Origin of the sequence: Zoogloea ramigera (assembly GCF_006539865.1) — a bacterium.
Classification (GTDB): domain Bacteria; phylum Pseudomonadota; class Gammaproteobacteria; order Burkholderiales; family Rhodocyclaceae; genus Zoogloea; species Zoogloea ramigera.
In genome coordinates, this window is sequence record NZ_BJNV01000007.1 from 73508 (window position 1) to 86093 (window position 12586).

Below are 12586 nucleotides of genomic sequence, written 5' to 3' on the forward strand. Positions count from 1 at the left end.
CATGCAGTTGCCCGAAACACTCGAGGGCTGGCTCGGCCTGCTCGAAGCTCGCCATGGCCAGGCCATTCAGCTCGGCCTCGACCGGGTGCGAGTTGTGCGCGACGCGCTCGACCTTCCCAAGACCTGCCCGGTGTTCACCATCGGCGGCACCAACGGCAAGGGCTCTACCTGCGCGCTGCTTGAAGCGGTGCTGCTGGCCGCCGGTTACCGCGTGGGCCTCTACACGTCGCCGCATCTTCTCAAGTACAACGAGCGCGTCCGGATCGACGGGCGAGACGTGTCCGACGAAGCCCTCGTCGAGGCATTCGCCGAAGTCGAGCGCGCCCGGGGCGACGTTCCGCTCACCTACTTCGAGCACGGCACGCTGGCAGCCTGGGTGGCCTTCTGCCGCGCCGGGCTCGATGCGATCATTCTCGAGGTGGGGCTGGGCGGGCGTCTCGACGCCGTCAATGTGTTCGAGCCCGACTGCGCGATCGTCACCAGCGTGGCGATGGATCACATGGATTTCCTCGGCGACACCCGTGAGGCGATCGGTTTCGAGAAGGCCGGCATCTTCCGCGCCGGCCGTCCGGCGATCTGCAGCGATCCGATGCCGCCGGCCTCGCTGGTCGCCCACGCGGAGGCCATCGGTGCAGGGCTGTGGGTCACCGGACGTGATTTCGGTTTTGCGGGTGACCAGAACCAATGGGCCTTCTGGCTGGCCGGCGGCAGCCGGCGTGGCGGGCTGGCCTATCCGGCCCTGCGCGGCACCAACCAGCTCCTCAACGCCTCGGCGGTGATGGCCGCCTGCGAAGCCGTGCGCGACATTCTGCCAGTGCCCATGCAGGCCATCCGCCAAGGCTTCATGTTGGTGGAGCTGCCCGGTCGTTTCCAGGTTCTTCCCGGGCGGCCGACGGTAGTCCTGGATGTTGCCCATAACCCGCAGGCCGCCGGGGTTCTCAATGAGAACCTGGCCAGCATGGGGTTTTTCTCCGAGACCTGGGCGGTGCTGGGCATGCTGGGCGACAAGGATGTGGCCGGTGTCGTGCGCCTCCTGCGTGACCGGGTTGACCACTGGCTGCTTGCCAGTCTGCCTGGTCCGCGAGGCCTGAGCGCCGCCCGTCTGGCCGAGATCCTCCGCGAGCTCGGGGTGAGTGGTGACGTGAGCGAACACGATTCGCCGCGGGCTGCGTACCAGGTCGCACGTGATGGTGCGGCCGAGGGTGATAGAATCGTAATCTTTGGTTCCTTCCTGACCGTAGCCGACGTGCTGGCGGCGGTGAAGGCGCCGCAATAGGTAATTGCAGCAAGAATGGCGGATAACGATTCCCAGATCGACCTGAAGAAGCGTGCGCGCAGGCGCCTGGTGGGGTCCGCTGCGCTGGCTCTGGCGGCAGCCATCGTGTTGCCGATGGTGATGGACCACGAGCCGCGGCCGCCTTCCCAGGATGTTCAGATCCGCATCCCGAGCCAGGAGGGCAGCAACTTCACCTCCCGCGTGATAAACGGCAAGGCCCCCGCGCCTGCCCAGCCCGTGGCGAGTGCCGCACTCGACGAGATCCGCTCTCCCGAGGTGGATGACGCGGCTCGTCCCCGGTTGGGCGCAGAGCCGGGCAGTCCGGTCTTCAAACCCGGCGAAGAGTTGATTCCTCCCCCGAAGAAATCCGAGCCGGCCAAGGCTGAAATCGCCAAGCCTGAGGTACGCAAGCCCGAACCAAAGCCCGAGCCCAAGCCTGATCCCAAGCTGAAAGAGAAAGAACGGGACAAAGAGCGGGAGAAAGAACGGGACAAAGAGCGGGAACGCGAGAAGGAGCGGGAGCGTGAAAAGGCCCGCGCCGAAGCCGAGCGCGCCAAGGCCCTGCTTGCCGGTGCCAATCCCAAGGAAGAGGGCGCGGGAAAGCCCCACGTTGTCGGCCTCGGCGCCTACCGCGAGGAGGGCAACGTGGCTATCCTGCGAGCCAAGCTGAAGGCGGAAGGCTATCCCTCGTACACCGAGAAGCTCGGTGACAAGATCCGGGTGCGTGCCGGCCCGTTCCCGAACAAGGCCGCGGCCGACAAGGCGGCGGCGCGAATCCAGAAGGTGCTCGGCGTTTCGGCGTCCGTAGCGGCCAAGTCTTGACCAGCGTGATTTCTTGAGCGGATTCGATTACGCGCTACTCGCCCTGGTGGGCCTGTCCGCGCTCCTCGGTTTCTGGCGTGGCCTGGTGTCTGAAGTCGTCGCCCTGGGGGCGTGGCTGCTGGCGTTCGTGATGGCAAAATCCTTCATGCCCGAGCTTCAGCCTTACGCAGTGGCGTGGGTCAAGGAGCCGCTGTTGCAGGGGCCGGCCGCGTTTCTGGTTATTTTCATTGCCGTTCTCATCGTGGTGGCGCTCGCACGCTGGCTTCTCGGCCTGCTGGTGCAGGCCGCCGGGTTGGGTTTGGCGGACCGCTTCCTCGGGGCCTGTTTTGGCACCCTGCGGGGCGGTCTGATTGTTTTCGCATTGGCGTTGCTCGTCGGCATCGGCGGCTTCGCCAAGGAAGCCTGGTGGCGGGAGGCAAGCCTGTCGGCGCCCCTCGAGACCGCCGTCCTGGCTTCAAGACCCTGGCTCCCCGAGCCTTTGGCAAAAAGACTTCGATACCGATAGGTGGTTTGAAATGTGTGGGATTCTGGGCGTAGTAGCGACGACACCGGTCAATCAGCTTCTTTATGATGGCCTGCAGGTGCTTCAGCACCGGGGGCAGGACGCCGCGGGCATCGCGACGTCCGAAGGTGGGCGTTTCCACATGCACAAGGCCTCCGGGCTGGTGCGCGATGTGTTCCGTACCCGCAACATGCGCGACCTGCCGGGCACCTGGGGCATTGCCCACGTGCGTTACCCGACGGCGGGCTCTGCTTCGGCAGCCGAAGAGGCGCAGCCGTTTTATGTGAATTCGCCCTTCGGCCTGATGCTTGCCCACAACGGCAACCTCACGAATTCCGAAGAGCTGAAGCGCGAGATGTTCCTGTCGGATCTCCGGCATATCAACACCAACTCCGACTCCGAGGTCCTGCTCAACGTGCTGGCCCACGAGTTGCAGGCCGCCGGCAAGGGCTTCCGCCTCGACGAGGAGACCGTTTTCACGGCGGTTGCCGGTGTGCATCGGCGCTGCCGCGGCGCCTACGCCACGCTGGCGATGATCTCCGGCACCGGCCTGCTGGCCTTCCGTGACCCGTATGGGATCAGGCCGCTGGTGATCGGCCGCAACGACACTCCGAAGGGCACCGAGTGGATGGTGGCCTCCGAGAGCGTCGCCCTTGATGTGCTGGGTTTCAAGCTGGTGCGCGACGTGGCGCCGGGCGAGGCGATCCTGATCGACACCGAGGGCCGCTTCCATAGCCGCCAGTGTGCGGCCCAGACGACCCACGCGCCGTGCATGTTCGAGTTCGTCTACCTGGCGCGCCCCGATTCGTTGATCGACGGCATCTCGGTGTACGACGCGCGCATCAAGATGGGCGAGTTCCTGGCGCGTAAGCTGCGTGCGACGATGCCGCATCTCAAGATCGACGTGGTCATCCCGATCCCCGATTCGAGCCGCCCGTCGGCGATGGAGATGGCCCACCATCTCAACGTGCCGTATCGCGAAGGCTTCGTGAAGAACCGCTACATCGGCCGCACCTTCATCATGCCGGGCCAGGCGATCCGCAAGAAGTCGGTGCGCCAGAAGCTCAATACCATTCATCAGGAGTTCAAGGGCAAGGCCGTGCTGCTGGTGGACGATTCCATCGTCCGTGGCACCACCAGCCGCGAGATCGTCCAGATGGCCCGCGACGCCGGCGCGACCAAGGTCTACATGGCCTCGGCGGCGCCTCCGGTGCGCTTTGCCAACGTGTATGGCATCGACATGCCCACCAAGGCCGAGCTGATCGCCAGTGATCGCACCGAAGAGCAGATCTGCGCCGAAATCGGTGCAGATGCGCTGATCTACCAGGATCTTGACGATCTCAAGGCTGCCGTGCAGGCGCTCAATCCGGCGATCTCGGTGTTCGAGACGTCGTGCTTCGATGGCACCTACGTGACCGGTGATGTGACCGCCGAATACCTCTCCGGTGTCGAGAACCAGCGGAACGACGCGGCCAGCAAGCCGAGCCGCGAGGACGGTGGCGGCCAGATGGATCTGAACCTGATTTCCCGGAGCGAAGGTTGAGCACGAACCCGATGGACGATCTGGCGATCGAGACTCTGGCGGTGCGTGCGGGCATCGAGCGCAGCCAGTTCAACGAGCATTCCGAGGCGCTGTACCTGACCTCGAGCTTTGTCTTCAGCAGCGCAGCCGAGGCTGCCGCGCGGTTTTCCGGCGAGGTTGAGGGCAACGTCTATGCCCGCTTCACCAACCCCACGGTCACCGCGATGCAGCAGCGGCTGGCCGCGCTCGAGGGCGCCGAGGCCTGTGTGGCGACCGCGTCCGGCATGGCGGCGATCCTGTCGACGGTGATGGCGCTCCTCAGCGCGGGCGACCACGTGGTCGCCTCGCGGGGCCTGTTCGGGGCTACCCAGCAGCTGTTCGGCAACATCCTGTCGCGCTTCGGCATCGAGACCACCTTCGTGCCCGCCACCGATCTGGCCGCCTACAAGGCCGCGGTGACGCCGAAGACCAAGCTGTTCTTTGTCGAGTCGCCCTCCAATCCGCTCACCGAGCTTGTCGATATCACCGCGGTGGCGGCCATCGCGCACGAAGCCGGCGCCGTACTGGCGGTCGATAATTGCTTCTGCTCGCCGGCGCTGCAGCAGCCGCTGAAGTTGGGGGCCGACCTGGTGATCCATTCGGCCACCAAGTACCTGGATGGCCAGGGCCGGGTGCTGGGCGGCGCAGTGTGCGGCGGCAAGACGCTGGTTGACGAAGTGCTCAAGTTCTTGCGTACCGCAGGCCCGTCGATCTCGCCGTTCAATGCCTGGATCATCCTGAAGGGCCTCGAGACCCTGAAGATCCGTATGGCGGCCCAGTCGGCGGCAGCGCTCGAGCTGGCCAGCTGGCTCGAGGCCCAGCCTCAGGTGGCGCGGGTGTATTACCCGGGGCTGCCGTCGCACCCCCAGTACGAGCTCGCCCAGCGTCAGCAGAGCTGCGGCGGGGCGATCGTGAGTTTCGAGGTGAAGGGTGGGCGGCCGGAGGCCTGGCAGGTCGTGGATGCGACCCGCGTGGTGTCGATCACCGCCAACCTCGGCGATACCAAAACCACGCTGACCCATCCGGCGTCCACCACCCACGGGCGCATTTCGCCGGAAGCGCGGGAGGCTGCGGGCATCCGCGAGAGCCTGCTGCGCGTGGCAGTGGGCCTGGAATCGGTGGAAGACCTGAAGGCCGACCTGGCCCGCGGCCTAGCGCTGATCTGAGCCTTCGCGAGGCCGCCTCTGGTGGCCTCAACGGAGGGGCTGACGGGAGAGCTTGCCGTCGGCCCAAACCAGCACTTCTCCGCCGGCTGTTCCGTTTTTGTCCCGCCAGTCGGCCAGCACACGGCGTTGGCCTGGGCTGCCGTCCACGTCGACCTGGTGATCCGCCGGGCGGTGGGTGTGGCCGTGAATCAGCTGATGGACGCCATGTTCCCGGAGAAGTGCGATGACGGCCTCGGCGTTCACGTCCATGATTGCCGCGGCCTTTTCTGATTTGGCTTCTTCGCTCTTCATGCGCACGCCGGCAATGACCTGCTTGCGGACGGCGAGGGGCTGGCCGAGAAACTGGGCCTGCCAGGCCGGGTTGCGCACCTGGCTGCGGAAGGCCTGGTAGGCGAGGTCGTCGGTGCACAGGCTGTCGCCGTGGCACAGCAGGACGGCTTCATTCCCCAGTTCGATGCGCGCCGGCTCGGCAAGAAGCTGTAGCCTCGCGCGGGCGGCGAAATCGGCGCCGATGAGGAAATCCCGGTTGCCGGGCATGAAGAACACCTGGCACCCGCTCTCGGCGAGGTCGGCAAGCAGGCCGGCCACGTGGGTGTTCAGCGGATCGTCGAGGTCGTCGTCGCCGGCCCAGTATTCGAACAGGTCGCCCAGAATGTAGAGCCTCGCGGCGGCCCGGGCCGGGCCGGCGAGGTAGCGCTCGAAGACTGCGGTGAGCGCGGGGCGATCGGCGCAGAGGTGCAGATCTGAGATGAAATGGATTTGCATGTGCGCCTCGCCCCGGGTGATTTAGACGACTTCGGCGCGCTGGATGACCACGTCTTCCTTCGGCACGTCCTGGTGGAAGCCGCTGGTGCCGGTCTTGACGCCCTTGATCTTGTTCACAACATCCATGCCTTCGCTGACGCGGCCAAACACGCAATAGCCCCAGCCCTGGACGTTCTCGGCCTTGAAGTTGAGGAAGTCGTTGTCGGCCACGTTGATGAAGAACTGGGCGGTGGCGGAATGCGGGTCTTGCGTGCGGGCCATGGCGATGGTGCCGGCCTCGTTCTTCAGGCCGTTGCTGGCTTCGTTCTTGATGGGAGCCTTGGTGTCCTTCTGCTTCATGCCGGGCTCCATGCCGCCACCCTGGATCATGAAGCCGTTGATCACGCGGTGGAAGATGGTGTTGTCGTAGTGGCCGGCTTCCACGTAGGCGAGGAAGTTCTTGACGGTCTCGGGGGCCTTTTCGGCGTCCAGTTCGATGACGATGTCGCCGTGATTGGTGGTGAGTTTGACTGCCATGGGGGTGCTCCTGTGGGAAATGGGTTTATGTTATTTGCCAGCCTTCTCGGGCAACTGGCGGGCTGACTGGATGATGATGGGTGTGGCGGGCACGTTCTGGTGGCCGCCGCGGGTGGTGGTCGGCTCCTTGCCGATCTTGCGCACCACGTCCATGCCCTCGCTGACCTTGCCGAACACCGCGTAGCCCGCACCGTCTGGCGCCGGGTAGTTGAGGGCGCGGTTGTTTTCGAGGTTGATGAAGAACTGGGCGGTGGCCGAGTGCGGGTCTTGCGTGCGCGCCATGGCGATGGTGCCGGCGTCGTTCTTGAGGCCGTTGCGGGCTTCGTTCTCGATGGGGGCCCGGGTGGTTTTCTCTTCCATGCGGGCGTTCATGCCGCCACCCTGGATCATGAAGCCGTCGATGACCCGGTGAAAGATCAGGCCATCGTAGAAACCGGCCTTCACGTATTCGAGGAAGTTCGCGACCGACTTGGGGGCTTTTTCGGGGTAGAGCTCGAGGACGATGGGGCCGGCGCTGGTCTTGAGTTCGACCAGCGGGTTGCCGGCGGCGGCGATCAGGGCCTGGGAGGCGAGCGCGAGGGCGACGAAGAGCTTCTTCATGGTGTGTCCGGGTATGCGGGAGAGAAAAACGGGGGAGGGCAGGCCCGCGTCAGGCGAAGCCTTCGTAGACGATCTTCCAGTGCCGGCCTTCCTTCTGCCAGTACTGACGCTTCTTGAGGACATTGGAGAGGTTGTTGCTCCGGTAATCCTGCTCGAAGGTCACGACGACGAGGTCTTCCTTGCCCGGGTTGCGAAAGACGCTGAGCTTGCCCAGCTCGACCTTGATCCAGCTCTTGCTGGCCGTGACCAGGCGTTTCTGCTCGGACCAGCGCTCGATGCCGCCTTCGCTGTTGCGGAAGTTCTTGGAGTAATGGGACAGGTAGCGGCCGACGTCGCGGCTTTCCCAGTCCTTGCGCCAGGCCTCGATCTGTCGGTTGAGGGCGGTGCGTTCGGCGGCCCAGTCGTCGAGGCTCAGCCACTCGATGGTGTTGCTGATGATGACCGGGGTCAGGCCGATCTGGAGGTAGCCGGAGAGTGCGTCGAGGTCGCGGTTGGTGAGCACGACGCAGCCGTCGGAGGCCTTGGGCGGGCGCGAGTAGGTGTCGCTCGGCGTGCCGTGCAGCCAGATGCCATGGCCGTCACGGCCCTGCTGGCGGTCCCATTCGTTGGGGTAGTTGATGGGGAAGGCGCCGTTTCCGTAGAAGTCCGAGAGCTTCTGGCGGGGCAGGTTGGCGGTTACGTGGTAGACGCCGACCGGTGTGCGCTTGTCGCCTTCGCGGCTCTTTTCGGCGCCGAGCTTGCCGTGGCTGATGTAGTAGTCGGCCACGAAGCGCGGACGGCCGTCGTCGTTCTGGTAGATGTAGAGCCGCGCCTTTTGGGTGTCGACGACGATGGCGTATTTCTGCTCTGCCTCCATCTGGAGCAGGTAGCGCGGCACGTAGTTGTTGGGCGGCCGGTTGCGATAGGCCTTGAGCCGGGCGACGGCCTCCTCGCGCAGGTCGGAGAGCTTGTCGGCCGGTGCGTCGGGCGAGCCACCGAAGCTCGGCAGCGGCCGGCTGCGGGCGAGCAGCAGATCGCCCCGGATCAGGTGGGCGAGCCGGAAGTTCGGATAGCGCTGGATGAGCGTGTCGACCTTTTCGAGGGCGTCGGAGAGCCGGCTGCGCTCGATGTCCTTGAAAACCGCAGCGAGCGCCGCGTCCGGGTCGCTGCTGGCCGGCACCGCCACGTTGCCTGCGCCGACGGCGAGCAGGGGCAGGCACGCCAGCAATGCTGCGAGCCCCTGCCGCATCATTTGAAACACCGGGCCCATCAACCGCCGACCCGCTCCTGCACGATGACCCATTTCCCGTCCTGCAACATGAGGTTGATTGTCTTGTTGGAGGAGGTGGACAAGTTTGCAGAGCGATAGTGCTGACGAAGCTTCACGGTCGCACGGTCGCCATTGACACTCACGACCTTCACGTTTTCGAGGTTGACTTCGATGTCGCCAGGCTTGGTGAGACGCTGGTTGCGTTCTTCTTCCCAAGCCTTGCGGTTGAGCCCCTTGGGCGGCTCGAACTCACGGCCGTAGTGCGAGAGATAGGCTTTGACGTCCTTGCGCGACCAGGCGCCAGCCCAGCTCTGGACGGCCTTGCTGATCGCGGCGGCCTGGGCAGGCGTGTCGTCCTTGGGCTTGGCAGCGACCTTCGGGTCTTCCTTGGCCGGCGCTGCTGCCGGCAGCGGGGCGGGGCTCGGCTTGGCAACGGGGGCCGGCGCCGGGGCGGGCTGCGGAGCGACCGGTTTGGGCGGCGGGGTGACCGCCGCTACCGGAGCGGGAGCAGGCTTGGCAACCGGAGCAGGCGCCACCGCGGGTGGCGGCGTGAGCACCGGCTTGGCCGGGGGCACGACGGGCGCGGCGACAGGCGCAGCCGCGACGACGGTCGGTGCTGGCTTGGCGGCCACAGCGGGGGCCGCCGGGCGTACCGTCTTGCCGCCGACGCTCATCATCTCGCGGATCAGTGCCAGCTTGCTCTGCGCAACGACGTTGGAGGAGTCGAGGGCGAGCGCCTTGTCGTAGGCCTGGCTGGCGAGGCGGGCGTAGATGTCGCCAAGGTTCTCGTGGGCGGTGGCGTAGCTCGGGTGGGTCCGGATCGCCATTTCGAGGGCGTTGCGGGCCTTGTCGTACTGGCGCTGCTGGGCGTAGAGCACGGCCAGGTTGTTGTAGGGCTCGGGGAGCTCCGGGTAGTCCTCGGTGAGCTTCTGGAAAACGGTGATGGCTTCGCCGCCGCGGTTGAGCTCGGAGAGGATCACCCCGCGCAGGAAGCGCACCTGGGCATCGCGCGGCTTGGAGGCGAGGAGTTGGTCGGCCTTTTCGAGGGCCTGGCTCAGCTGACCCTGTTTTACAAGGGCTTGCAGATCCTGGACGGAGTCTGCCCGGACGGGGCTGCAGATCAGGCTCGCGAGGAGCAGGGAGGCGGCCAGAGCACGTTTTGACATGTGATATGATTCGCCCGCGCACGCAGGCACGCGGGGTTTGGGCTGGGTGGTTTGACTACAAGCTTCGCATTTTATCAAGAAGCTCCGCCGCCGGCCACGAATGAGTCTCGATTCTCCACCGTTCGAGCCCTCCTTGGAGCCGGGCGTGCCGTCTCCGTTGCACCATTCGGGCATTCCCCATTTTCCACTCGGTTTCATTGCGGTCTTTCTCATGTTGAAAATTCACAACTCCCTTTCGCGGCAGAAGGAGCAGTTCACCCCCATCGACCCCGGCCAGGTTCGCATGTACGTCTGCGGCATGACCGTCTACGACTACTGTCACCTCGGTCACGCCCGGGTCATGGTGGTTTTCGACATGGTTGCGCGATGGTTGAGGGCCAGTGACTACCAGGTCACCTACGTGCGCAACATCACCGACATCGACGACAAGATCATCAAACGCGCTCAGGAGAACGGCGAGAGCATCCGCGCCCTGACCGATCGCTTCATCGCCGCGATGCACGAGGACGCCGACGCCCTCGGCGTGCTGCGCCCCGACCACGAGCCGCGGGCTACCGAGTTCGTTGAGCCGATGCAGAAGCTCATCGGTAATCTGGTGCACAACGGCCTCGCCTACAAGGCCGGCAATGAAGACATGTGTTACGCCGTGCGCAAGTTCGAGGGCTACGGCAAGCTGTCGGGCAAGTCGGTAGACGAGCTGCGCGCCGGCGAGCGGGTCGAGGTGGCTGGCGGCAAGCAAGACCCCCTCGACTTCGTGCTGTGGAAGCACGCCCGCCCGGATGAGCCGGCCGAGGTGAAGTGGGAATCTCCGTGGGGCCTCGGCCGCCCGGGCTGGCATATTGAGTGCTCGGCGATGAGCTCCGAGCTGCTGGGCGAGCACTTCGACATCCACGGCGGCGGCGCCGACCTGCAGTTCCCCCACCACGAGAACGAGATCGCCCAGAGCGAGGGTGCGCACCAGTGCTCGTTTGTGAATTACTGGATGCACAACGGCTTCGTGCGGGTCGATGACGAGAAGATGTCGAAAAGCCTCGGCAACTTCTTCACGATTCGCGATGTGCTCAAGGAGTACGCGCCCGAGGTGGTCCGCTTCTTCATCCTGCGGGCCCATTACCGCAGTCCGCTCAATTATTCCGACGCCCATCTGGTCGATGCCCGCCACGCGTTGTCGCGTTTGTACACGGCACTGCGCAACGTCGAGCCAGCGACGGGTTTTGCCCTCGACTGGTCGCAGCCGGCGGCTGCGCGTTTCAAGATGGCGATGGACGACGACTTCAACACCGCGGAAGCGATCGCCGTGCTGTTCGATCTGGCCAACGAGGTCAACCGCAATCAGTCGCCCGAGGCAGCGGCCCAGCTGAAGGCCCTGGGCGGAGTGCTCGGTCTCCTCGGGCAGGTGCCCCAGGCATTCCTGCAGGGCGGGGCAGAGGGCGCAGAGGACGATTCGGCCGCCATCGAGGCGCGGATTGCGGCGCGGATCGAGGCCAAGAAGGCGAAGAATTTTGCCGAGGCCGACCGCATCCGTGCAGAACTGCTGGCCGAAGGCGTTGCGCTCGAGGATACGCCCCAGGGGACGATCTGGCGGCGGGCCTGATGTTGTAGGCTTCGTCTGATCAACAACAAGGGCGCCCGCGGGCGCCCTTGTTGTTATGCGCGGCCAGGCTTTCAGCGCAGCACGCGGCCGTCGCGTCCCAGTACGGTGAGATCGACGAAGCGGGAGCCGTTGTGGCTGGTCGGTGAGTAGTTGATCTTGTAGCCCCCCAGGTCGAAGGGGGTGCTCTCGAGGGTGGTGACGAGCTTCTCGCGGCTCAGGTCGCGCCCCGTCTTGCGCAGGGCTTCGGCCATCAGCTTGGCGTTTATGAAGCCCTCCAGGCCGTAATAGCTGTAGCGGTTGTGCTTGGCGAAGGTCTGCAACGCCTTATGGTATTCCTTGACGATGGGGATCGTGTCGTTCCAGGGGTAGGGCATGACCTGGGAGATGCCCACGCCGTGGGCATCCTTTGCACCCATTTCCGCGACCAGAAGGTCGGCACCGATCGGCGACAGCGTCGAGAACTGGGGCATCTGCCCGGCCTTGCGCATCTGGCGGATGAATTCGGCGGTGGGCTTGTAGAGCGTCACCATGATGACCGCCTGGGGGTTGCTCTTGGCGATCTGCGCGACAGCGGCCTCGACCTGGAGCGAGTTGCGCTCGACGCTGCCTTCTGCGACCGGCTTGAGCTTGTGGCGTGCGAGGGCCGCGACTACGCCGTCCTTGCCCGATTTGCCGAAGCCGTCGTTCTGATAGAACACTGCGATGTTGGCGATCCCCATGCCGACCAGGTGGTTGACGATGGCTTCGGTTTCGTCGGCATAGCTGGCCCGCAGGTGGAACATGTAGCGATTGACGGGGCTGCGCAGGCTGCCGGCGCCGCTGATTGTGCCCAGCAGGGGCGTCTTTGCCTCCGAGAACAGCTTCATCGCCTCGGTGGTGGGGGACGAGCCGTAATAGGCCATCAGCGCGAAGACCTTGTTTTCGTCGATCAGCTTGCGGGTGTTGGCAACCGTCCTGTCGGTTTCATAGCCGTCATCCAGCGTGACGAGCTCGATCTTCTTTCCATTGATGCCGCCTGCGCCGTTGAGCTGGGCGAAGTAGGCGAGGGCGCCTTCCCGCATCTCCTTGCCATAGGCGCCGTTGGGGCCGGAGAACGGGGCCGACATGCCGAGGGTGATGGCGCCGTCGCCGATGCCGGGGTCGGCGGCTCGTGCGGGGTGGGCGGCGGTCAGCAACAAACCTGTGCCCACGGCGGCAAGCAGGGACTTGAGCGTGTGGATGAGCATGGACGTTATTGTTTTTTGGGGATTGAGGGGCAGACGTCAGCGAGTATAGGTCAAAGAAACAGGGTGGACACAAGGCAAAAGGCCGATGTCGTGATGACGTCGGCCTTTTGGGAGAAATGCTGCAGTGCAGAGCCAATGCCCGC

At 65.1% G+C, this 12586-nt stretch carries 12 protein-coding genes; 6 read left to right on the forward strand and 6 right to left on the reverse strand.

The features are described 5' to 3' along the window. The first annotated feature begins 1 nt into the window (after nt 1). The 5 genes from folC to ZRA01_RS03045 are packed head-to-tail and all read left to right on the forward strand — an operon-like array spanning nt 2 to nt 5327. Nucleotides 2-1276 (forward strand): bifunctional tetrahydrofolate synthase/dihydrofolate synthase, encoded by a 1275-nt coding sequence (gene folC, locus ZRA01_RS03025; protein ID WP_141349280.1) that lies wholly within the window; start codon nt 2-4, stop codon nt 1274-1276. Nucleotides 1277-1291: 15 nt separating this feature from the next. After that, entirely contained in the window at nt 1292-2098 is an 807-nt protein-coding gene (locus ZRA01_RS03030; protein ID WP_141349281.1) for an SPOR domain-containing protein, read from the forward strand. Between the two features lie 13 nt (nt 2099-2111). Then, on the forward strand, nt 2112-2603 hold the full coding sequence (locus ZRA01_RS03035) for a CvpA family protein (protein WP_141349282.1): 492 nt from the start codon (nt 2112-2114) through the stop codon (nt 2601-2603). Nucleotides 2604-2613: 10 nt separating this feature from the next. Then, nucleotides 2614-4143 carry an amidophosphoribosyltransferase gene (purF, locus tag ZRA01_RS03040; protein WP_141349283.1) on the forward strand — a complete coding sequence of 510 codons (1530 nt, stop codon included), beginning with the start codon at nt 2614-2616 and terminating at the stop codon, nt 4141-4143. An 11-nt stretch (nt 4144-4154) separates the two neighbouring features. Next, entirely contained in the window at nt 4155-5327 is a 1173-nt protein-coding gene (locus ZRA01_RS03045; RefSeq protein ID WP_141349372.1) for an O-succinylhomoserine sulfhydrylase, read from the forward strand. Between the two features lie 27 nt (nt 5328-5354). Here ZRA01_RS03045 and ZRA01_RS03050 read toward each other — a convergent pair whose 3' ends face one another. From ZRA01_RS03050 to ZRA01_RS03070, 5 genes are read right to left on the reverse strand one after another with little or no spacing between them, the layout of a single operon-like run. Beyond that, nucleotides 5355-6092 (reverse strand): UDP-2,3-diacylglucosamine diphosphatase, encoded by a 738-nt coding sequence (locus ZRA01_RS03050; protein WP_141349284.1) that lies wholly within the window; start codon nt 6090-6092, stop codon nt 5355-5357. 21 nt (nt 6093-6113) lie between these two features. Further along, nucleotides 6114-6608 carry a peptidylprolyl isomerase gene (locus ZRA01_RS03055; protein WP_141349285.1) on the reverse strand — a complete coding sequence of 165 codons (495 nt, stop codon included), beginning with the start codon at nt 6606-6608 and terminating at the stop codon, nt 6114-6116. 30 nt (nt 6609-6638) lie between these two features. Next, nucleotides 6639-7208, reverse strand: coding sequence for a peptidylprolyl isomerase (locus ZRA01_RS03060; protein WP_141349286.1), 570 nt, complete (start codon nt 7206-7208; stop codon nt 6639-6641). Between the two features lie 49 nt (nt 7209-7257). After that, on the reverse strand, nt 7258-8439 hold the full coding sequence (locus ZRA01_RS03065; protein WP_246093264.1) for a L,D-transpeptidase family protein: 1182 nt from the start codon (nt 8437-8439) through the stop codon (nt 7258-7260). 17 nt (nt 8440-8456) lie between these two features. Beyond that, nucleotides 8457-9623, reverse strand: coding sequence for a nuclear transport factor 2 family protein (locus ZRA01_RS03070; RefSeq protein ID WP_141349288.1), 1167 nt, complete (start codon nt 9621-9623; stop codon nt 8457-8459). Between the two features lie 211 nt (nt 9624-9834). Here ZRA01_RS03070 and cysS point away from each other — a divergent pair, with 211 nt between their 5' ends. Next, complete coding sequence (gene cysS / locus ZRA01_RS03075; RefSeq protein ID WP_141349289.1) at nt 9835-11217, forward strand: cysteine--tRNA ligase; 1383 nt, start codon at nt 9835-9837, stop codon at nt 11215-11217. A gap of 71 nt (nt 11218-11288) precedes the next feature. Here cysS and ZRA01_RS03080 read toward each other — a convergent pair whose 3' ends face one another. After that, nucleotides 11289-12443 carry an ABC transporter substrate-binding protein gene (locus ZRA01_RS03080; RefSeq protein ID WP_141349290.1) on the reverse strand — a complete coding sequence of 385 codons (1155 nt, stop codon included), beginning with the start codon at nt 12441-12443 and terminating at the stop codon, nt 11289-11291. Nucleotides 12444-12586: the final 143 nt, after the last annotated feature.